Consider the following 20,716-nt stretch of genomic DNA (forward strand, 5'->3'; position numbering starts at 1 on the left):
CGCATAGACCAGACTGCGTTAGATAGTTGGGTCAAAAGCACTGTGCTCGCTGCTTTTGGTCTCTTTTAATTCGAATCCAGTCTCAGCGAAATCTTCAGCGCTAATGTTGTGAAGGTTTTCGATACATACATCCCCACCTAGAGACTGAATAACCTTACACATCTCTTCTACCTTCGTGTCCATCTGATGCATATGCTCAAGCATGATCCCCATGGCATTCGCAACGGGATCAGGATTATCTGGCGCTACAGCATAGGCGTCAAAACCGTATTTTTGTGCAATTTTGTCTCGCTGAGGATTCATGGAGGCTGTGGCGTCTTTTTGTTTGGTGACAATAATTCTGCCTGGAATACCCACAGCCGTAGCACCGTCGGGGATATCTTTCACTACGACGGAGTTAGATCCCACTTTGCCATTTACGCCAATGGTGATAGGACCAAGGACCTTTGCACCCGCGCCTACTACTGCACCGTTTTTAAGGGTTGGGTGACGCTTTCCGGCCTTCCAGCTTGTACCACCTAATGTAACACCATGATACAGCGTAACGTCGTCACCAATTTCGGCTGTCTCACCAATAACCACCCCCATACCATGGTCGATAAACACTCGACGTCCTAAGGTAGCACCAGGGTGAATTTCAATACCCGTTAACCAGCGGTTAAACGTAGACAGCGAGCGAGCCAACCACTTCCACTCGGCTTTCCATAATTTGTGACTGACTCTGTGTAACCACACCGCATGCAGGCCAGGGTAATTGGTTAACACTTCAAAGGTGTTGCGAGCAGCTGGATCACGATGAAATACGCCCTGAATGTCATCTTTTATTCGGCTTAACATGATTTACTCGATGCTACCCTGACTAGTGGCTTTCGAAACGGCTTCATCGGTTATTTCTAGTGAATGCTTTTGATCAGAAGCCTGCTCATTTGCTTTCACCGATTTGTCGATTGACGCTAGAATACCTCGCAGAATATTAAGCTCTTGTGATTCGGGTCGAGAGCGATTGAACAACCTACGTAGCTTAGTCATAACCACCCCAGGATGGCTCTTGCGAATAAAAGAGATTTTTTCTAGTGTAGACTCGAGGTGTACATAAAAACGCTCTAAGTCTTCGTTAAGAGGATATTCCTCCTCAACATCCGGATAAGTTTCTCTTTGCAAGTACGCCATACGAATTTCATAACACAGCGTTTGCACCGCAGCTGCTAAATTCAATGAACTGTATTCTGGATTTGCCGGGATACACATATGAAAATGACACTGCTGCAATTCCTCATTGGAAAGCCCACTGTTTTCGCGACCAAATACCAAAGCAACTGGGTACTTACTGACTTCTTGTACCAACTTTTCCCCACAATCACGTGGACCGAGCATTGGCCAAGAGTGAGTACGAGAGCGTGCAGAGGTGCCAACAACGAGTCCACAGTCTTTTACTGCTTCTTCAAGGGTGGTGACAATTTTCGCATTCGCCAGTACGTCGCCCGCACCTGCTGCTAATGCGCTTGCTTGACCATCAGGCTCATTCACTGGGTCAACCAAATACAGGCTGCTTAGTCCCATAGTTTTCATGGCACGGGCTGTGGAGCCAATATTTCCTGTGTGAGAGGTATTAACCAAAATAATGCGAATATTTTCAAGCATGCTTGCGATACCTATTGACTGAATAGTGAAATGTTTTGACTTCCTTAGACTGGTGCTTTTGTAAGCGGCGTCTAAAAAACGTTGACTCTGCTATTCTTTTGTTGCGACAAATAAAGCAGCAACACAGTAGGAAAAATACCAGACTGCAACCAGACTGCAAAAAGAAAGGCAAAACATCTTTTAATGGCGCAAAGTGTATCACAATAGCGGTATAGATGGCTATTGGCCAACATAGGTAGTCAATAAGCATTAAGCCGTATAGTGGTTATAGCGGCAAACAACGGCTGATAATGACCATATGTATGGACACAAGCGCACCGTTCACCTAGGCTTGTTCGGCAAATTTATTTGCATCATTCATTGATTCTGTTAGACTCCGCCCGTTTTCGAAATAGGCAAGCTAATTTTTGTACAGGTTACTACTTGTACACTTGCTTATTTTATTGGTCTTTTACAATTGGTGGTTTATCTATGCATCCTATGCTGAATATTGCAGTGCGTGCTGCGCGTGCGGCTGGAACAGTTATTGTTCGTGGTTTTGAAAAACATAATGAAATTGCAACAGAGTCTAAGGGGTTGAACGACTTCGTTACTCAAGTTGACAAAGACGCAGAGCAAGCGGTTATTTATAAAATTCAGCAGTCGTTCCCGAATCATTGCTTTTTAGGTGAGGAATCAGGGGAAATATTGGGGTCAGATACAGATTATCAGTGGATTATCGACCCGCTAGATGGCACCGCCAATTTTGTGAAAGGCATTCCTCATTTCGCTGTTTCTATCGCGCTTCTTCACAAAGGCCGTTTAGAGCAAGGCGTTGTATTTGACCCAATCCGCAGTGAACTATTTACAGCCAGTCGCGGGCAAGGGGCTCAGCTTAACGGTTATCGTATTCGTGCATCTAAGCCTCGTGATTTAAGTGAAACCATTATTGCTACTGGTCTGCCGTTTAAAAACAAATCACAGTTTGGCGAATATGCCCTCAGCCTCAATAAAATATTCCATGAAGTGGGTGACTTACGTCGCGCAGGAAGTGCTGCACTTGACCTAGCATACGTCGCTGCTGGCCGTCACGACGGTTACTACGAGCGCGGTGTTAAGTCTTGGGATGTTGCAGCGGGCGAGCTGATTGTTCGTGAAGCGGGCGGTTTGGTGACAGACTTTAAAGGCGGTAACGATCCTCTGCACAAAGGCGAAATCGTAGCGGGAAGCGCCAAAGTTGTTCAAGGTCTGGTTAAGCATCTTAAGTGAAGCGCTTAAAGAAAGCACATTGAATAAACCACATTAAACAATACTCTAAATAAAAAGGTCGCTGTGTGAAAACCAGCGACCTTTTTTGTTGAGCCTTTGCATCGCTACTTTTAGCAAGACCATAAACCGCTTGCTAACAGTAGTGACCGAAATATTAGAGTGGCTCTTGGTCAGCCCCCTCTTTCTCTTCCTGAGGTGGCATGAGATCTTCTTTACTGATGCCTAACGCTAAAGCAACAGAGCTTGCAATGTAAACCGATGAGTAAGTACCTACTACCACACCAAATAAAAGGGCTGTGGCAAAACCGTGAATTAGTGCGCCACCTTTGTAAAACAAGGCAACCAGTACTAGTACCGTGGTTAATGAGGTAATTATTGTTCGGTTTAAGGTTTGGGTGAGTGAGGTATTGATAATATCAATGGGTTCGCCTTTACGGATTTTACGGAAGTTTTCACGAATTCGGTCTGATACAACAATAGTATCGTTAAGTGAATAACCTATAACCGCAAGTACCGCAGCCAGTACCGTCAAATCAAACTCAATTTGAAGTACTGAAAACAAACCTAACGTTAAAACAACATCGTGAGCCAAGGCCGACACCGAGCCAAGCGCGAAGCGCCATTCGAAGCGCATTGCTACGTAAACCAAAATACAGATAAGCGCCACTAGCATGGCAAGACCGCCCTGCTCTGTAAGCTCCTCACCCACATTTGGACCTACAAACTCAATGCGTCGCATCTCAACAGTAGTACCATCTGCGCGTAACGCATCAACCACTTGGTTGCCAATAGTAACGGCTTTTACACCATCGCGAGGCGCAATACGGATAAGTACTTCTTGGCTGCTACCAAAGTTTTGAACGATGGCATCTTCAAAGTCAGCATTGTTTAATTGAGCACGAATTGACTCTAAATTTGCACTGTCTTCATAGCCAACTTCAATCAGTGTACCGCCGGTGAAATCCAGCCCCCAGTTCAGGCTATTAACGCCTAAAGAAACGAATGAACCTAGTATAAGCACGGTAGACAGCACCATCGCAGGAATGCGAAGGCGCATAAAATTGACGGTATCGGATAGTTTTAATAATTGCATGTTACGCTCCTTAAATCGCCAGTTTCTCTAGGCGTTTTCCACCATACACCGCGTTTACGATAACGCGCGTGATTAAAATAGCGGTAAACATAGAAGTGGCAATACCAATCATAAGCGTAATAGAGAACCCTTTAATTGGACCTGTACCTACTGCGAACAAAATAAGGCCCGCAATAAATGTCGTGATATTCGCATCTAGAATCGTTGAGAATGCGCTGTCATAACCGTGGTGTATAGCTTGCTGAGGACTTCGACCGTCACGCAATTCTTCACGAATACGCTCAAAAATCAGCACGTTGGCATCTACCGCCATACCAACCGTTAGTACAATACCGGCCATACCAGGTAGCGTAAGCGTAGCGCCTGGGATCATCGACATAATGCCCACAATCATGACCAAGTTAGTCACCAACGCCACATTAGCCACAATACCAAATGCCTTGTAATACACTAGCATAAAGGCAAGCACCGCGAGTAAACCGTACACAATAGCTTGCGTACCCAGTTCAATATTTTCTTTACCTAAGCTTGGCCCAACTGTGCGTTCTTCAACAATCTGGATAGGCGCAATAAGTGCACCTGCGCGAAGTAATAGTGCAAGGTCACGTGCTTCTTTTGGCGAGTCTAGCCCCGTAATTTGAAACTTACTGCCAAGCTGAGCACGAATGGTAGCTACCGAGATAACTTGCTCTTCTTTCTCAAAAATAAGTTTGTCTTCTTTGTTGCGCTCACCGGTTGCCTTGTACTCAATAAACACGGTAGCCATTGGCTTACCAATGTTGCCGCGGGTTGAGCGTGACATCTTGTTGCCGCCCTCAGAATCAAGCGATATGTTTACATTTGGCAGGCCGTATTCGTCAACACCGCTATTGGCGTCGATGATATGACTGCCGGTAAGCATAATGCGCTTCTCAAGTAATTGAGGTACGCCCTGCTGATCTTCAATAATTTGAGAGCCCGGTGGTACACGACCGTTTAATGCATCGCGAACGTCGTTTTTCTGGTCGAGCATGCGGAATTCAAGCGTAGCTGTGGCGTTCAAAATTTCTTTTGCACGTGCAGTATCCTGAATACCAGGGAGCTGTACAACAATGCGATCAGCTCCTTGTTTTTGAACAAGAGGCTCAGCCACACCAAGTTGGTTAACACGGTTACGGATGATAGTAATGTTCTGCTTCACTGCGTTGTCGCGAATTTCTTGTAGCTTACTCTCGGCAAACGTCGCTCGTAACGTAAGGTCATCAACGTCGTTAAAGGTTAAGTCACGGCTTTGATTACGAAGGAAAAACTTCGCTTTATCCAGAGCGTCTTCATCGCGAAAAGTGATATCAATGTGGTTATCTACCTGCTTAATGCCGCGATAGCGAATGTCTTCACCACGAAGGGATGTTCTGAATCCGCTTTCCGCGTCTTCTAGAGATTTTGTAATTACTTCGGACATATCAACTTCCATCAGGAAGTGCACACCACCGCGAAGATCCAGACCAAGCTTCATCGGCGTACCGCCCAAGCTTTCAAGCCACTCTGGCGTGTCTGGCGCTAAGTTCATCGCGACAAAGTAGTCGTCTCCAAGCAGCTTTTCTAGGGTTTCACGGGCGACAAGCTGGGTATCAGAATCTGAAACGCGAACAAGTATTTGTTCATTTTCGAATTCAATGCGCTTAGGCGTAATTGATTTTTCAGCTAATGCAGACTCAACTTGCTCAACCATTGATTGGGTGACAACCGCATCGCGGCCTGCTGAAATTTGAACGGCGTGATCTTCGCCATAGATATTGGGAAGGGCATAAAGTGCGCACATTGCAACCACAAAGAGCGCGCTTAATACTTTCCATATTGAATTTTTGTTTAGCACTGGATAATCCTTTCGTGCCGATGCCGAGAAGCGTCTCGGCTCCGGCGTTTTTTACTTACAGCGACTTCATTGTGCCCTTAGGCAACACAGCAGTAACTGAAGACTTCTGCACAACTATGTTGCTTGCTTCGTTTAGTGCCATTTCAATAAAATCTTTATCGTCAGACACTTTTGTGATTTTTCCTACTAAACCACCTTGGGTTAGCACTTCATCACCTTTGCCAAGTGACGACACTAAATTCTTATGCTCTTTAACACGCTTCGCTTGTGGGCGATAAAGCAAGAAATAAAAGATAAGACCAAACACTGCAAGCATGATTATCATTTCCATGCCGCCACCTTGTGAAGCACCACCAGCTGATTGTGCGTGCGCGTTTGAGATAAATAGACTCATAAAATTCCCCAAGTATTCTCGTTATTTAAATATTTTCGTTATTATTTCGTTGTTAGAGTGCCGGTACCGGTAACCCTCGTTGTTCATAGAAATTATGTACAAACTCATCCATTGTGCCTGCTTCAATAGCATCGCGCATACCTTGCATGACACGTTGGTAGTGACGCAAGTTATGAATAGTATTCAATCGTGCGCCAAGTATCTCATTACACTTATCTAAGTGATGTAGATAAGAGCGAGAATAATTTTTACAAGTGTAACAGTCACAATTTTCATCTAATGGTGATGTATCGTTGCGATGTTTAGCGTTTCGGATCTTAATAACCCCCTCGCCTACAAACAAATGACCATTGCGCGCATTGCGGGTTGGCATAACACAGTCGAACATGTCGATGCCGCGACGAACCGCTTCCACTAAGTCCTCTGGCTTACCTACGCCCATCAAGTAGCGAGGCTTTTCTTCGGGAATCTTTGGCGCTGTATGATCGATAATGCGGATCATGTCTTCTTTGGGTTCGCCTACCGACAAACCACCAATGGCATACCCGTCAAAACCAATCGCTTCAAGGCCAGCGAGAGACACGTCACGAAGACCCTCATACATGCCGCCCTGAATAATACCGAATAGCGCAGCAGGATTATCACCGTGAGCTTTTTTGCTTCGCTCGGCCCAGCGCAATGACATTTCCATAGACACTCGTGCTTCCTGCTCAGTGGCAGGATATGGGGTACATTCGTCGAAAATCATCACAATATCAGAGCCCAGATCTCGCTGAACCTCCATAGACTTTTCAGGTGTGAGTAAGATCTTTTCGCCGTTAATTGGCGAGCGAAACGTGACGCCCTCTTCAGTAATCTTGCGCAGGTCGCCAAGGCTGAAAACCTGAAAACCGCCTGAATCGGTAAGAATGGGCTTATCCCAATTCATAAAGTCGTGCAGGTCACCGTGCTGGCGAATAACGCCCGTACCTGGACGGAGCATTAAGTGAAAAGTATTCCCCAAACAAATATGTGCGCCGCTCTCATCAAGCTCTTCCGGTGTCATTCCTTTTACCGTGCCGTAGGTACCTACCGGCATAAATGCTGGCGTTTCAACCACACCGCGCTCGAATACAAGACGACCACGCCTAGCGCGCCCCTCTGTTTTTAATAACTCAAATTGCATTTAAGAACTTTCCCGTCTTTGCGCACTCTTCGCGTTCGGTAGAAAAGTGCTTTTGATATAGTTGTTCTACAACGAGCGCCTGATAAAAAACGTGCGCTGGGTATAAAACTGGGTTTGGAATCATGGGTCGGGATTATACCAGTAATTTACGTGAGATCATTCCCTGTATCTATGTTTCTATTGAAGTGAACGAATATGAGGGAATAAAAAATAGCAATTGGCAACAATGAAAGCCAAACAGGCTGATTTATAAACAGCCTGTGTTTTTTTCATTGCCTATGCCGTTGTCGGAGGGTAGATAGTCGTCAGAAAAGGTTGGTGTAAAATGCTGTTGTAGGCACTCTTCAAGGCGCTGCTAAGAGCACCATCGAAAGTACACTTCATCAGAGCCTAGCCCCTTTCGATAAACATGGAATCACCGTAGCTAAAGAAGCGATATTCCTTATCAATGGCCTCTTGGTAAGCGTTCATCACATGCTCTTTAGAAGCGAATGCACTGATAAGCATCATCAATGTAGATTCGGGTAAATGGAAATTAGTAAACATCGCATCCACAACCTTAAATTCGAACCCTGGATAAATAAAGATTTCGGTGTCATCGTAAAACGTACCAATAACGTCACCTTCGCTTCGCTTGGTACTAAATCTAGCAGCCGACTCTAGAGAGCGCACCGAAGTTGTGCCTACGGCGATAACTCGTTTACCCGCAGCTTTTGTCTGTAGTACGGCATCCACTACGTCTTGAGGTACCTCAGCGTATTCAGCGTGCATTTTGTGTTCAGTTATATTGTCTACTCGCACTGGTTGAAACGTTCCCGCCCCCACATGCAACGTTACAAAGGCTAAGTTAACGCCCTTTTCTTTTAACGCTTCAAGAATACATTCGTCAAAGTGTAAACCTGCCGTAGGTGCTGCTACCGCCCCCGGCTTGTTGTTATACACCGTTTGATAGCGCTCTTTGTCTGAGTTTTCATCAGGTCTATCTATGTAAGGTGGCAATGGCATGTGTCCGTGGGCTTCTAATAGCTGCAACACAGTTTCATCGTGGTCAAATTGCAAAATAAAAAGCGCTCCATCACGCCCCTTTACGGTTACCTTAACTTTATCTTCCAAAACAAGCTTTGTGCCTGGTTTGGGCGCTTTGCTCGCTCTCACGTGTGCCAAAGCCATATTGTCTGAGGTAATGCGCTCAATAAGGACTTCTACCTGCCCACCCGTCTCTTTCTTTCCTAGCAATCTGGCTGGGATAACCCGCGTGTCATTAAACACAAGTAAATCACCAGATTCAACGAGGGAAAGCATATCGGCAAACATTGAGTGAGTAACGGTTCCTGTTTTACCGTCTAACTGCAAAAGGCGACTGGCTGCACGTTGCTCAGTAGGATATTTCGCGATAAGGTTTTCAGGTAATTCAAAGCTAAAATCAGAAAGTTTCATGACGTATTGAGGTACTCTTCTTGCGTAGTTAATTAAAAAGTGCGCAGCGAAATAGTCACTAACCAAATAATAAGTATTCGTTTCGCTAGTTCTAAACTAATGTATGTTTTATAAAAAAATAATAGAAAAATTACATATTCCACTATAAGTATAATGCTCGATAATTTGTTATAAAATTGCATACCCCTATTAACTGATTAAAATTAGAACAATTCAACTTAATCGGTTAAGATACACGTCAGATAGTGATGACGTTCTCCCTGACAAATCTTTATCTTTGATACCCGGCACCTGCTGGGTATTTTTTTGCCTGCTAGCTTCAAATTAGTTAGCGTGTTAGTTGATGTTTTTCTTAGCCGATGACTCTTCAATTACTGCTCGTTTCTATCGCACCGGCTGTTGTGCCTGCTACTGCACCTACTATCATACCAAGGTCATGGCTGAAGGTCAGTTAAGATCTCTTCTAAAACCGCCGCGTCTACAGGCCGTGCTTTAAGCACATAAAGTACTTGCAGCATCAAATCAGCCCCCATAATACCTTTATTCACCTTGTTTCTTAAATTATCTGCACTTTGCTCGATATTAATTACAGCAAGACGTTGACTTAAGTCTTGATATTTCACGCCGCGCACAGACATTTCCGACTTAATTACTCGCGCAACGGTTTGTCTCCACGCATTTTTCGCACTCAATTCTTTGTTCAAACTTGCCTCCACAGCCCTCATGACACCGCTAAAAACCACTCATTTGTGACATATAATTCACAAAAACACACTTTATTACACTTAAGAAGCATATTTGTTATTGACGATTATGGCACAATGGATCTACACTTCAAGTCAAGATGTTGGCGAAGATAGAAAATACTGGTTACAGTAGCGATGCTGGAGGTAACGGCACTTTTTTCATTTACGTCACTATCGCTTCAATAATTTAAGGAGAACACTATGAGTTGGGAACTGGAAAGCATCGAAACCTTATTAAAAGAGGTTGATGACTTTGTGGTAACACGAGAGGAAAATTGTTTACTCATTGCGAACCAAGACGGCATCGATGCATGGCTAGCAATAAGTGGTGAGCAAATTTTAGTGGAGAGTCTCTTGTTTGCTGCTTCAGAAGTGAAAGATAAGCACGCGTTAGACCATGAGATACTGTCTTCTCATATGGTGTTTCCACTCACAACCGTTGGCATATCAACCATTGGTGGTGATGAATACTACACCGCATTTGGTGCGCTGAGTGCGCAGTCGAAAGGCGAGAGTATTGTTATTGAAGTTGAAACCTTGTTTCAGAACGTTGCATCTTTCTTAGATGCCTACGAAATGCACCTAAACTAAAATTTACTTCGAAGGAGAAGCAAATGTCAGTGTGGAAAAAGTTAATTACCGCAGTAAAGGGTGGCGCAACCGAAGCAGCGCAATCAGTGGCAGACAGTCAGGCCATCCGAATTCTGGAGCAGGAAATTAGAGAAGCAAAAGAGGAGTTGCGTAAGTCAGACCATGCGCGCACTCAAATTCTTGCAAAATGTAAGCTTTCACAACAAAAAGTAGAAAGCTTCGATTCATCTATTGCAGAATATGAGGCACACGCTCGAAAAGCAGTCGACACCGATCGTCAACTTGCCCTCGACTGTGCACAGAAAGTATCTGAACTCAATGAAGAGCGAGCGCAGGAACAGTCATACCTCGACCAGTTTAAGCAATCGGAAAAACAACTAGCGCAAAATATTCAGCAAGCTAAAGCCAACCTTCGCCGCCTAGAGCAACAGGTTGATATGGTAAAAGCCACGGAGAGCGTGCAAAAAGCACAAGTTGCAGTATCATCGAGACACTTAGGTGCAAACAGTAAAATGAAAACTGCCACAGAATCACTGTCGCGTATTCAAGATAAGCAAAAAATGCGTAATGCTGAGCTACAAGCCGCTGAAGAATTAGCTAATGAGGAGTCGAGCAGCGATCTTGAAAAACGACTTGCTGAGGCAGGCATTAAGGGCGGAAAAACGTCTGCTGATGATGAGCTCGCTAGAATTTTAGGCAAGTAAAAAAAGAGTAAAAGGGGGGAGCGTTAAGGCTCCCCCTTTTTTGGGTTTAGCACGCCCTAGACAAGTTAAACGCTTCAAGGCACAGTTAACGCACGGAAAACACGGGTTACTTATTTTATGTCCCCATGGATAAAACTGCGCAAAGTCATGCTGCAGTATTTCGCAGAATCTCGCTGGTATACCATTTTAGGCGCAACGGCGTTTTACGCAATGAGCAGCTATTGGCTGCTTTTTGCCGCTAATGAAAATGAGTTAATTAGTAGTGTCGACTTTTTTTACTGGTTAGCCGTTACTGCGTCGACGGTGGGCTATGGCGATTTATCGCCAGTAACCTCTGCGGGCAAACTCATTGTTGCGATATATGTTATTCCAGTGGGCTTAAGTATTTTTGCCATGGTAATTGGCCGATTGGCCGCGTGGGTGTCTGAACAATGGAGAAAAGGGTTATTGGGTATGACAAGCTTAAACGTTAACAACCACATACTGGTTATCGGCTGGAATGAACAACGAACCATACTGCTACTTAACCTGCTGCTGCAGGAGCGAAATGCAATGAGCCCTAAACCTGATATTGTGCTGTGCGTTAAGGCCGATATTAGCAACCCTATGCCCGGTGTTATTGAGTTTGTCAAAGTAGACTCGTTCAACAAAGATGAAGACATGGACAGAGCCTGTGTTGCTTCTGCGTCCACTATTTTATTGGATAATCCTTACGATGACGTTACCATGACAACCGCACTTTATTGCACTAAGCGTAATCCAAATGCACATCAAGTGGCATACTTTGAAGACGAAAGTCTGGTCGAGCTGCTGCAAGATCACTGCCCGAAAGTTGAATGCACTCCCAGCGTTGCAGTTGAAATGCTCGCAAAATCAGCCTTCGACCCTGGCTCAAGCATGCTGCACCACGATCTGTTGAGTATTGATGAAGGCCAAGCTCAGTTCTCGGTAAAAATTCCAGCGTCGAGCCCTGCAATCTCAATCGCCAAGTTATTTATGAACTTGAAACGCAAGCACGATGCCATATTTATTGGTTATGCGCCCCGCGGGCAAGTGAAAGACATGGTGGTGAATCCTCCATTAGAGGGCACGCTAAATCCTGGCGACACCCTTTTTTATATTGCGCTAAGTCGTATTAATTCTATTGATTGGTCAACACTGGACGCAGATTAGTCGGCAAATTAGGCTGTAAATAAGGCAGTTAAAGAGGAGCCCCCGTATGTTTGGTAAATTGTTTAAAAAAGCGAAACCTGAAGCAGCTAAAACGCCTGAGGTGATGGGACTGTATTTAGGTGGCTCGTTTGAGCTCGATAACCTTAAAATGTCGTTGCTTGAGCCATCCCTTACCATAGAAAAAGCGGCCCGTTCACACCTTATACAAGCTGTAGGTGAAGCTCCCCTTGACACTGGCGGCACCATACTCAGGTTTTACACCGATGATGATGGGTTTTTGCAGGTTATTCTCGATGGCGGAATGAGTGAAAACCATGTAACTGACGTGAAGCTATGGCATTTTTACGACACACAGACTATTGGCAGCGATGCCCAATGGAACACATGTTTATCATCACTGATCAGTCAGCCAACCTATGAGCTAGAAGGCAACACCTTCACGCGAGTATGGGGTGCGATTGGCGATGAGTCTCCCCCCGTGGCAGTCACCGAAACCACCTATGAAGAAGACGGCGATATAAGCAAAACAGACCAATTTATGATGCTTTACGAACGACCAATAGATAATGGACGGGTGGAAACCTTGTTAGTCGTTGGAGAAGAGAAGCAAGTAGGTAATAATTTAGACCGATGCTTGGTCATTTCAACAGGCGTTGATATTCAACCAGCAGATATAACTATTAACGGATAGGAACGAAAAATATGACGGATACAATCATGCAATCACTTGCAGGACTAGACAACTTTGCGCTGTACTTTGGTCTTTCTATCGTGTTTTTATTCATCTTCAAACTAGTATACGCACTAGTAACACCACACGATGAATGGAAGCTAGTCAAAGAAGACAAAAACGTTGCTGCAGCCATTGGTTTTGGTGGCGCTATTATCGGTTTTGCTATTGCCCTTGGCAGTGCCGCTTCAAACTCTGTTGCCGTAGTCGATTTTGCAATTTGGGCCATTGTTGCCGTTGTAGCTCAGTCTCTGGCATTTGCTATTTTACGATTTAGTTTTATGCCAAAAATTGCTGAGCGCATCAACAATAACGAAATTTCTGCAGGCGTAATGCTTGCCAGTATGTCTATTGCCGTAGGTCTGCTTAACGCAGCATGCATGACCTATTAGGGGGCGCGCTATGACAGACTCAACAAACAATTCAAATACACCGCGAGAGCTTGACTCCTCGTTTTGTAATAGCGCCTGCGAGAGTGAGAGTACCTTTAAAAATACTCGCAACAGCACTGCCACCAGCGAAAGTAACGATAAAAGTATCATAACCCTCTCTGATGCAAACGCTGGAGCTGAAGTTAAAACGAAACGCAGTAAGCACATCAACTTAAGCCGAATGCGCAAAACCTTTAGCGTTAAGCCCTTGGCACTAGGCGTAGCCAGTGTAATGCTGTCTGCCTGTGGCGCTGAGCGTGAAGAGGCGAAGATTTATACGTCAATAGACGACTGTAAGCAGGATTACCCTGATGCTGTGGAAAAATGTGAAGCAGCCTATAAAACCGCGGCAGAAGAAGCGCTGCGCACAAGCCCTCGATTTAATTCAGAATACGACTGTGAATACGAATTCGGCCCTAATCAGTGCCGCAACGTAAATACAGGTGGTGGCAGCTTTTTCATGCCGTTTATGGCGGGTTATATGGTGAGTTCACTGCTTTCACCAAACCGTTATTATTCACAGCCATTGTATACTTCTTCTTCATACAACTCGCCATTTCGCTCTCGGTGGATAACGGCCGATGGGCATGTGTTCGACGGCGATATTCGAAAGCGTAATTACCGAGTAAGTAAAGATCAGTTAAAACCAAAGCCTACCGTTAACCGCACGATGAAGCGAGGCGGTTTTGGCAGTAGCGTACGCGCAAAATCGTCATGGGGCAGCAGCAGTCGCAAGGGCGGATGGGGCGGCTAGTATGTTTAGAATGCCCTGCCAGCCGAGGCCAGGCTGGCAGCAGCTAGCCTCAGAATTTGGTTTTCACTTTCATACCATGTACGGACAGCCGTATTGGGATGAGAGTGCCTATTATCAGTTTTCGCTAGCGCAAATTGAAAACGATATCGAAGCGCCTACCGCAGAGCTTCATCAAATGTGTTTAGCCGTGGTGGAAGAAGTGGTTAACAGTGAACCATTGCTTCGCCGATTTGCCATTCCTGAACAACACTGGGATTTGGTTCAATCAAGCTGGTTTAATGCCGACCCCAGTTTATATTCTCGTCTGGATCTTGTTTATAACGGTTCAGGGCCAGCGAAGTTATTGGAAAATAACGCCGACACGCCCACCAGCTTATACGAATCAGGGTTTTGGCAGTGGCTATGGCTAGAGCAGAATGTGAATAACGGAAAGCTCGCTAGGCATTCAGACCAATTTAATAGCCTGCAAGAAAAGCTCGTTCACCGATTCCGTGAAATAGCGAAGCACTATAACATCCAGCAACTACATATGGCGTGCTGCAAAGATACCGATGAAGACAGAGGCACTGTGCAATACCTTCAAGATTGCGCGGCAGAAGCAGGGCTGCGCGCCGACTTTGTGTTTATTGAAGATATCGGCATTGCAGATACCGGTGTATTTACCGATTTAAACGACAGCCCCATCACAGATTGTTTTAAGCTTTATCCTTGGGAATTTATGCTGCGGGAAGAATTCGGCGACGCGCTGGCAGGTGCAGAAGTGAATTGGCTAGAGCCTGCTTGGAAATCTGTCTTATCGAATAAAGCATTGCTTCCCATGCTGTGGAAGATGTTTGAAGGCCACCCTAACCTGCTGCCGTCGTATTTTAGCGATGAAGCACATAGAGCTGTAGCATCAGGTAAATGGATTAAAAAACCGTTGTACTCACGGGAGGGCGCGAATGTTTCAATTATTCAAGACGGCAAAGAGGATGAGCTAAGCAGCGGTCCCTACGGAGAAGAAGGCTTTATTGTGCAGGCCTTTGAGCCTCTACCCACCTTTGGTGATAATTACACGCTAATTGGCAGCTGGCTGGTAGATGACATGCCTGCGGGAATTTCGGTGCGAGAGGATACGTCTGCCATCACACAAGACCTCTCGCGCTATGTACCTCACATTATTCTATGAACGAAAGACTTTGTGAACGTAAGATTTTATGACCACATCTAGTATTTATGACCACGTAAAGGACACGTTATGAAGTCGCTATCGATGCAGCTGCGCATCATACTCACAGTGGGCGCGCTATTAATTCTAATAGAAGTGGCAAACCTGCTAACAGGTAATTCGCTTAATGCATTTGGCGTTGTACCTCGCTCTTTACATCACTTACCGTTTATTTTTACTGCCCCTTTTCTTCATGGTACTCCTACACACTTAATGGCAAACCTATTGCCGCTCATGCTGTTTATGTGGCTAACCATGCAGTGGGGCAAACGCACTTTCATTATTGCTACTTTTTGCGCGCTGCTTATTGGTGGCCTTGGGGTATGGCTACTTGGTCGAAGCGCAACACATATTGGGGCCAGCGGCATGGTATATGGCTACTTTGGCTTTTTAGTATTGGCTGGGTTTAGAAGTAATAAAGTTCGATATTTGCTTATTTCCTTAGTCGTAGCTGCAGTATACGGCGGAATGCTGGTTGGCGTACTTCCCACATCGAAGTTTATTTCGTTTGAATATCATCTATTTGGCTTTCTAGGTGGGTTATTTGCCGCTTGGCACTGGGCACGGAAGTAACTTTCCGTATAATCATATGACAGAACTCGAAGTTACAGATTGATATGTCAGTAGTACAACAACCTCAGCAAAAAAATCAGGGCTTTTTTGGCAACCTCGCCTTTAATATTATTATTCCCGTAGTGCTGATGAGCTATGCCAGCTCTGAAGATTATTTAGGCCCGGCCTGGAGCATAGTGGCAGCACTGAGCTTTCCCATCGGCTATGGACTTTACGATTTAAAACAGTCGGGCAAAGTGAATGGCTTCTCTATTCTTGGCATCATCAGCGTACTGCTTACCGGTGGCTTTAGCCTATTGAAACTTCCCGCCGAGTATATTGCGATAAAAGAAGCCGCCATACCGGGCATTATTGGTATTGCAGTTTTAGTCACTCAATATACCGAAAAGCCGTTAGTCAAGATGCTGATATTAAATGACCAAATTATAAACTGGCCCCAATTAAACCAAGTCCTTGACGCTAAAGGCAAGCAGGTTGAGTTTAATAAGAAAGTGGCGGTAAGCTCGTATATTGTTGCAAGCTCATTCTTTTTGTCTTCTGCGCTTAATTACATATTGGCAAAAATGATACTCGTCAGTGAACCTGGCACAACGGCGTACACCGAAGAATTGGGCAGAATGACAGCGCTAAGCTACCCCGTGATCGTCATCCCCAGCATGATTCTACTCATTGCTGCGTTGTGGTATCTGTTTGCTCAAATAAAGAAAATTACGGGTGAAGAGCTCGATAACTTTATTAATCAGTAGCGCTAATAAAGCGTACCTTTAGACCTGCTCGTTGAGTGCCGCACAATATTATGTCAATTTGTTGTTTTTTAAATTTACCTCTCTTTACCCCATTTACTATCACTTCTTATTCTTGCTATTTTTTGCTGCTCCAAAAGTGGTAAGACAACGTAAACCTATCAGTAAGACGCAATAATAGAACAAGTTAATTGTTAGCTTGAAATAAAAGGCTAGCGTAAAATTGGCGTCAGGATTGCCTTTTTTGAAATCCTCTTAAGTTGCCAACCTGCGACCCTTAATGAATTGTTCTTACTTCTATTACTCAAAAAGGTCTACCTGTCACCTATGTTGAAAATTGAAAAGTTAACAAAGTCGTTTGAAGGCGTTAGCGCTCCTATTCTTTGTGAATTAGACCTTTCGGTAAATAACGGCGATTCCGTAAGTATTCAAGGAGCTTCAGGATGTGGCAAATCAACGCTATTATCGCTTATTGCAGGGTTTGATACGCCTACCTCAGGTATCATTTCAATTAACGATTATTGTTTGTATAAAAGCAGTAAAAGCCAATCCCAAGACGCTCACTCCAATGCCCAAAAATTAACTGCGGCTGATAATGGTACGTTTGAAACAGAGCCTGTTTTAAACGATGTAGTGAGAAATAAGCGCAATGTGGATGACGTTCGAAAGAATCATTTAGGGATCGTATTTCAAAGCTACAACTTATTTGATTGTTTTAATGCATGGGACAACATTGCGTTTACCGCGCGATTAAAAGGCAACTATAACCCGCAATATCAAACTGAACTTATGGAACAGCTCAATATTTTGCCTCTTGCGAAAAAGCCAATATCGCAGTTATCTGGCGGTGAGCAACAGCGCTGTGCAATAGCAAGAGCACTAGTACACAAGCCCTCTTTAATACTCGCCGACGAACCTACCGGAAATTTGGATGAAGCCACCAGCCAAGCTGTTTCCGATATTCTTTATGACGTTTGCAGTGCTATGAACACCACATTACTCGTTGTGACACACAGCCCTGATGTGGCTCAAAAGGCTAAGTTCCCATTGTGGCTACATAAAGGCAAATTGAACGAAGAAAAAGCGCCGATTAAGGAATTGCCGTGAATGCACTAATTGGCGCAAAAATGGGCGCAATAGTGAGAGCAAAAGCGAGCCAAGTCGCTAATGCAATAGTTAATGCATGTGTCAAATCGGCCCATTATTTAAATGATGAAGTGTCACTTTGCATAGAACCTTAAACCTCACCCTTAAAGCCCTTTTAGCCATGTCGCGGGTAAGACCGTGGGAGCCGCTGCTCATCATGTTTGCCCTCATTTTAGCCAATGCGGGCCTCATTACCGTGCTGCTCATTAACGAAGGCGCTTCGCAAGGAGAACTAGCCAGCAGTCAGTCTTCTATTTTCAATGGCGGTACTATTTTATTTGTCGACAAGGCTGCTATTTCCAACAGAGCTGTGGATGAGGCAGCACGTGAGCCTCAAATAGATAAAGTGGATGAAGTGGGTAAAGACGACTCCCTCAGCAAAGCTGACTATGCGAATTTGAGAATGGCAGGGTTTACCCAACTGGTAGCGTTTAGCGAAAGACAATACAGGTTTTCATGCGCTGAAGATGACCATAGCGTTAACCAAGTAGAAACGTCGCAAGCGGATACAGAGCTGTCTTTGTTGGGACTAGATAACCAAGCCCTTTTTAGCTATCCCGTTGCTGGCGATAAAGCAGGCTCAACATCAAATAGCATGGCTGGGTTAATGTCAACAAATGGCAGTTCTACTCAGCCAAGCTATATAGTAGGTGCCATACACCCAGCTACAAAATCAAAGCTCGGCTGCGATGTGTTGTTTTTCAGTGGTGGTCAAAAACACAGTCAAAAAAATCGTCAACAAGCCAGTGATGACACACAAGAAGGCGAAGTCTCTTCATCAGGAGTCTCTTCATCAGGAGTCTCTTCAACTGCCCTCTCAAGTGAAACGGCGGGTGAGACGGCAGGTGCATTGCCACCCTCTTCTGACATCACCTCAACGTCATCATCCTCATCGGCCGCTATTATGCTATTACGCGTGAGCACTGCAGTACCTCAAGATACTGTTGTTGTGTCTCTGGCAGACTTTTATCGCCGAGATATCACTGAGGCCACTTGGCCCTTATCAGGCTTTTTGTCCTTACTTCCCCTCTCACAAAACGATAAGCAAAACATTCAACAAAGGCTTTTAAAGACCGTTGAGTTTAAAGATGTCAGCACGCAGCAAGATACAGGCTCGCTACCCGACAGCTTTAAGCTAAATTTGTGGGCCATGGGTGCGTTAATGGCCGTGGTAGCGCTCTTTATCGTGTTAAACGCGCTTAACTTGATGTACCGAACTCGTTTACCCAATATTATTAGAATGAGGCAACTGGGCATAAGCAGCCGCTATGTAACCACTGCACTGCTTATCGAACTGTTTCTTTATTGTGTGCTAAGCGTGCCCGTTGGCTGTGCCGCTGGCTTTTATGCCGCGTCAATGCTTTCACCGATTATAAGCGGCACCTTTTCGTCTCTTTTCGATGCGGTGTTTATTACGCCTGACGTCAACCTAATCAGCACACTCGCGCTCTCGGTTTTTGTTACCTTTTTATCGCTGGGCCTATTTGCACTTATTCCAGCAAAACAACTTTCTACGGCATTAAGCACAAACAAAGTAAAAGCCGCTCAGCCTATGCGAAAGCGCTCGGTTCTTGTTTGGACGATAGCTGGTATTGCCCTATTAGCCATTACCCAAGCGTTAATATCAACGACGCTACACGCGCTGCTGTTTGTTGCACTATTACTGCTGGTAAGCTGCTCTCTGGTGATAATCTGGTTGCCAATACTGGCTAACGGTGTGATGAAGGTTACGCCCTCGAGTAGACCCGTTTTACACTTTATAGTGGCAAGCACTGCACAGTTTTCTTCTCGTACCCGCCTTGCGGTGTGTGCTTTTTTTATTGCGCTTACTGCTAACATTGGCATGAACGTCATGACCGATAGTTTTCGTGGGGCTACGGAACGTTGGCTAACACAACGATTATACGCTCCTGCCTATTTGTATACCGATAAGTCACTTTCAGAGCTTGCTATACCCGAAGGCGTTGCCTCAACGCCATTACTTCGACTTCAAGGTAAGCTCGTTGCCCAGTCTAACGCTAGTCATACTGATTCTAGTAGCAATGGTTCTAGTAGCAATGCTTCTCGTAGCGATGCTTCTAGCAGCGATGATTCCAAAGGCGCGGATGCTACCACTGTTTCAATGAGCAGTTACCCTACCCATGCCAATGGTAAAGAAGCCCTGGTTGTAGATTCGAGTGTTCCTAATGCATGGGCCATGTTTGAAAACGGTGAAGGCATTTACATTAATCAGCAGCTTGCGTATTCCAATGATATTTCACTGGGCGACATGCTGTTTCTTGAACAGATAAAAGCCACCAATACCGATGAGAGTGCAAGCAAGAACCTCTCTCGTTTCTTCAACCAAACCCCCTCTTTTACCGTGTTAGGAATCTACCCGGACTACGGCAATATGAAAGCGCAACTGCTGTTACCACTATCACTTTTTAACAAGGATGCCATTGGTGACGCTGCCTTTTCTGGGGTACTTGCTATTGATTACGATAAAACACCTGCTGCTTTCCATTCCTCAGCTATATCAGATACAACTGAAGCGACAGAAGGATCTACAGATTTAACTGCTTCACTTACGAGCCAAGGTAATCTATACAGTAGAGAAGAATTACTCACACTTTCGATGGAGACCTTTGATAGAACCTTTGTCCTTACTGATGGTTTAAATATCACAACGCTGCTGGTAGCGGGGATCGCCTTTGCGGTTTCGCTGAGTATATTGTCGTTAAGCAACGCATCGTCACTCACTGTACTGAGAGCCCTTGGGGTAAGTAAAACTGCAGTGAAGCTTAGCTTATTGGGACAATATATTTTTCTGTGCTTGCTCACCGCCTTACTTGCCGTACCGTTTGGTATTTACCTTGCCTATGTATTTATCTTCAAAGTTAATCGACTTGCCTTTAGCTGGGTGTATCCGCTAGCCATCGACGTTGGCGTTATCATAAGCAGTGTAACGGTATCGCTAGCAATCATATGCCTAGTAATTGCTCTCCCGCTAGGTCGGCTAAAGCCCAAAGTAGATTTACGACAGGATGCCCCCCTATGAAACCTATTTTTTCCCTACTATCAAAGGCTTTTTTAACGCTATCAA

General features: G+C 44.8%; 21 protein-coding genes. 13 read left to right on the forward strand and 8 right to left on the reverse strand.

From position 1 onward, the window contains the following. Window positions 1–18 precede the first annotated feature (18 nt). Together cysE and trmJ are read right to left on the reverse strand one after the other, a co-directional pair. A complete protein-coding gene (gene cysE, locus ACOJR9_RS13240) occupies window positions 19–837 on the reverse strand; it encodes a serine O-acetyltransferase (RefSeq protein WP_420933411.1) in 819 nt (272 codons plus the stop codon). A 3-nt stretch (window positions 838–840) separates the two neighbouring features. Next, window positions 841–1,641, reverse strand: coding sequence for a tRNA (cytosine(32)/uridine(32)-2'-O)-methyltransferase TrmJ (gene trmJ, locus ACOJR9_RS13245; RefSeq protein WP_420933412.1), 801 nt, complete (start codon window positions 1,639–1,641; stop codon window positions 841–843). 471 nt (window positions 1,642–2,112) lie between these two features. On the opposite strand from trmJ, the gene suhB reads away from it, so the two are divergent. Then, window positions 2,113–2,889 (forward strand): inositol-1-monophosphatase, encoded by a 777-nt coding sequence (gene suhB / locus ACOJR9_RS13250; protein WP_420933413.1) that lies wholly within the window; start codon window positions 2,113–2,115, stop codon window positions 2,887–2,889. 154 nt (window positions 2,890–3,043) lie between these two features. Here the strand turns inward: suhB and secF are convergent, their stop codons facing one another. The 6 genes from secF to ACOJR9_RS13280 form a co-directional block, all read right to left on the reverse strand. After that, window positions 3,044–3,982: a protein translocase subunit SecF gene (gene secF, locus ACOJR9_RS13255; protein WP_420933414.1), complete on the reverse strand. Its 939-nt coding sequence runs from the start codon at window positions 3,980–3,982 to the stop codon at window positions 3,044–3,046. A 10-nt stretch (window positions 3,983–3,992) separates the two neighbouring features. Then, window positions 3,993–5,837 (reverse strand): protein translocase subunit SecD, encoded by a 1,845-nt coding sequence (gene secD / locus ACOJR9_RS13260; protein WP_420933415.1) that lies wholly within the window; start codon window positions 5,835–5,837, stop codon window positions 3,993–3,995. A gap of 55 nt (window positions 5,838–5,892) precedes the next feature. Next, entirely contained in the window at window positions 5,893–6,231 is a 339-nt protein-coding gene (gene yajC / locus ACOJR9_RS13265; RefSeq protein WP_349376957.1) for a preprotein translocase subunit YajC, read from the reverse strand. A 52-nt stretch (window positions 6,232–6,283) separates the two neighbouring features. Continuing rightward, window positions 6,284–7,396 carry a tRNA guanosine(34) transglycosylase Tgt gene (tgt, locus tag ACOJR9_RS13270; RefSeq protein WP_420933416.1) on the reverse strand — a complete coding sequence of 371 codons (1,113 nt, stop codon included), beginning with the start codon at window positions 7,394–7,396 and terminating at the stop codon, window positions 6,284–6,286. A 390-nt stretch (window positions 7,397–7,786) separates the two neighbouring features. Beyond that, entirely contained in the window at window positions 7,787–8,833 is a 1,047-nt protein-coding gene (queA, locus tag ACOJR9_RS13275) for a tRNA preQ1(34) S-adenosylmethionine ribosyltransferase-isomerase QueA (RefSeq protein WP_420933417.1), read from the reverse strand. Window positions 8,834–9,267: 434 nt separating this feature from the next. Continuing rightward, window positions 9,268–9,471: a DUF6471 domain-containing protein gene (locus ACOJR9_RS13280; protein ID WP_420936137.1), complete on the reverse strand. Its 204-nt coding sequence runs from the start codon at window positions 9,469–9,471 to the stop codon at window positions 9,268–9,270. A 309-nt stretch (window positions 9,472–9,780) separates the two neighbouring features. On the opposite strand from ACOJR9_RS13280, the gene ACOJR9_RS13285 reads away from it, so the two are divergent. The 12 genes from ACOJR9_RS13285 to ACOJR9_RS13340 all read left to right on the forward strand — a co-directional run bounded on the left by ACOJR9_RS13285 (window position 9,781) and on the right by ACOJR9_RS13340 (window position 20,671). Further along, complete coding sequence (locus tag ACOJR9_RS13285; RefSeq protein ID WP_420933418.1) at window positions 9,781–10,170, forward strand: DUF2170 family protein; 390 nt, start codon at window positions 9,781–9,783, stop codon at window positions 10,168–10,170. 23 nt (window positions 10,171–10,193) lie between these two features. Next, on the forward strand, window positions 10,194–10,874 hold the full coding sequence (locus tag ACOJR9_RS13290) for a PspA/IM30 family protein (protein WP_420933419.1): 681 nt from the start codon (window positions 10,194–10,196) through the stop codon (window positions 10,872–10,874). Between the two features lie 117 nt (window positions 10,875–10,991). Next, complete coding sequence (locus tag ACOJR9_RS13295; protein WP_420933420.1) at window positions 10,992–12,047, forward strand: potassium channel family protein; 1,056 nt, start codon at window positions 10,992–10,994, stop codon at window positions 12,045–12,047. Window positions 12,048–12,093: 46 nt separating this feature from the next. Beyond that, the gene (locus ACOJR9_RS13300; protein ID WP_420933421.1) at window positions 12,094–12,738 is read left to right on the forward strand and encodes a YjfK family protein; all 645 of its coding nucleotides are present in this window, start codon (window positions 12,094–12,096) and stop codon (window positions 12,736–12,738) included. Window positions 12,739–12,749: 11 nt separating this feature from the next. Continuing rightward, the gene (locus ACOJR9_RS13305) at window positions 12,750–13,169 is read left to right on the forward strand and encodes a DUF350 domain-containing protein (protein ID WP_420933422.1); all 420 of its coding nucleotides are present in this window, start codon (window positions 12,750–12,752) and stop codon (window positions 13,167–13,169) included. A gap of 220 nt (window positions 13,170–13,389) precedes the next feature. Then, window positions 13,390–13,962 carry a DUF1190 family protein gene (locus ACOJR9_RS13310; protein ID WP_420936138.1) on the forward strand — a complete coding sequence of 191 codons (573 nt, stop codon included), beginning with the start codon at window positions 13,390–13,392 and terminating at the stop codon, window positions 13,960–13,962. 1 nt (window position 13,963) lies between these two features. After that, on the forward strand, window positions 13,964–15,130 hold the full coding sequence (locus ACOJR9_RS13315) for a glutathionylspermidine synthase family protein (RefSeq protein WP_420933423.1): 1,167 nt from the start codon (window positions 13,964–13,966) through the stop codon (window positions 15,128–15,130). A 69-nt stretch (window positions 15,131–15,199) separates the two neighbouring features. Next, the gene (locus ACOJR9_RS13320; protein WP_420933424.1) at window positions 15,200–15,742 is read left to right on the forward strand and encodes a rhomboid family intramembrane serine protease; all 543 of its coding nucleotides are present in this window, start codon (window positions 15,200–15,202) and stop codon (window positions 15,740–15,742) included. Between the two features lie 44 nt (window positions 15,743–15,786). Then, window positions 15,787–16,488: a VC0807 family protein gene (locus ACOJR9_RS13325; protein ID WP_420933425.1), complete on the forward strand. Its 702-nt coding sequence runs from the start codon at window positions 15,787–15,789 to the stop codon at window positions 16,486–16,488. 324 nt (window positions 16,489–16,812) lie between these two features. Next, entirely contained in the window at window positions 16,813–17,592 is a 780-nt protein-coding gene (locus ACOJR9_RS13330) for an ABC transporter ATP-binding protein (protein WP_420933426.1), read from the forward strand. Continuing rightward, window positions 17,589–17,726, forward strand: a complete 138-nt coding sequence (locus ACOJR9_RS13335; protein WP_420933427.1) for a hypothetical protein — start codon at window positions 17,589–17,591, stop codon at window positions 17,724–17,726. Before ACOJR9_RS13330 ends, ACOJR9_RS13335 begins: the two co-directional genes overlap by 4 nt. After that, window positions 17,711–20,671, forward strand: coding sequence for an FtsX-like permease family protein (locus ACOJR9_RS13340; protein ID WP_420933428.1), 2,961 nt, complete (start codon window positions 17,711–17,713; stop codon window positions 20,669–20,671). The genes ACOJR9_RS13335 and ACOJR9_RS13340 overlap by 16 nt, the downstream gene beginning before the upstream one ends. The last annotated feature ends 45 nt before the right edge of the window (window positions 20,672–20,716 follow it).

Source organism: Alteromonas ulvae, from assembly GCF_048987005.1.
Taxonomy (GTDB): Bacteria; Pseudomonadota; Gammaproteobacteria; order Enterobacterales; family Alteromonadaceae; genus Alteromonas.

Excerpts from the sequence above, each read along its gene's own strand:
- tgt (WP_420933416.1), bottom strand. The coding sequence starts at position 7,396 with ATGCAATTTGAGTTATTAAAAACAGAGGGGCGCGCTAGGCGTGGTCGT.
- ACOJR9_RS13325 (WP_420933425.1), top strand. The coding sequence starts at position 15,787 with ATGTCAGTAGTACAACAACCTCAGCAAAAAAATCAGGGCTTTTTTGGC.
- ACOJR9_RS13300 (WP_420933421.1), top strand. The coding sequence starts at position 12,094 with ATGTTTGGTAAATTGTTTAAAAAAGCGAAACCTGAAGCAGCTAAAACG.
- ACOJR9_RS13295 (WP_420933420.1), top strand. The coding sequence starts at position 10,992 with ATGTCCCCATGGATAAAACTGCGCAAAGTCATGCTGCAGTATTTCGCA.
- ACOJR9_RS13315 (WP_420933423.1), top strand. The coding sequence starts at position 13,964 with ATGTTTAGAATGCCCTGCCAGCCGAGGCCAGGCTGGCAGCAGCTAGCC.
- secF (WP_420933414.1), bottom strand. The coding sequence starts at position 3,982 with ATGCAATTATTAAAACTATCCGATACCGTCAATTTTATGCGCCTTCGC.
- ACOJR9_RS13330 (WP_420933426.1), top strand. The coding sequence starts at position 16,813 with ATGTTGAAAATTGAAAAGTTAACAAAGTCGTTTGAAGGCGTTAGCGCT.
- ACOJR9_RS13305 (WP_420933422.1), top strand. The coding sequence starts at position 12,750 with ATGACGGATACAATCATGCAATCACTTGCAGGACTAGACAACTTTGCG.
- ACOJR9_RS13310 (WP_420936138.1), top strand. The coding sequence starts at position 13,390 with ATGCGCAAAACCTTTAGCGTTAAGCCCTTGGCACTAGGCGTAGCCAGT.
- yajC (WP_349376957.1), bottom strand. The coding sequence starts at position 6,231 with ATGAGTCTATTTATCTCAAACGCGCACGCACAATCAGCTGGTGGTGCT.
- ACOJR9_RS13285 (WP_420933418.1), top strand. The coding sequence starts at position 9,781 with ATGAGTTGGGAACTGGAAAGCATCGAAACCTTATTAAAAGAGGTTGAT.
- suhB (WP_420933413.1), top strand. The coding sequence starts at position 2,113 with ATGCATCCTATGCTGAATATTGCAGTGCGTGCTGCGCGTGCGGCTGGA.
- ACOJR9_RS13320 (WP_420933424.1), top strand. The coding sequence starts at position 15,200 with ATGAAGTCGCTATCGATGCAGCTGCGCATCATACTCACAGTGGGCGCG.
- ACOJR9_RS13290 (WP_420933419.1), top strand. The coding sequence starts at position 10,194 with ATGTCAGTGTGGAAAAAGTTAATTACCGCAGTAAAGGGTGGCGCAACC.
- ACOJR9_RS13280 (WP_420936137.1), bottom strand. The coding sequence starts at position 9,471 with ATGTCTGTGCGCGGCGTGAAATATCAAGACTTAAGTCAACGTCTTGCT.
- queA (WP_420933417.1), bottom strand. The coding sequence starts at position 8,833 with ATGAAACTTTCTGATTTTAGCTTTGAATTACCTGAAAACCTTATCGCG.
- trmJ (WP_420933412.1), bottom strand. The coding sequence starts at position 1,641 with ATGCTTGAAAATATTCGCATTATTTTGGTTAATACCTCTCACACAGGA.
- cysE (WP_420933411.1), bottom strand. The coding sequence starts at position 837 with ATGTTAAGCCGAATAAAAGATGACATTCAGGGCGTATTTCATCGTGAT.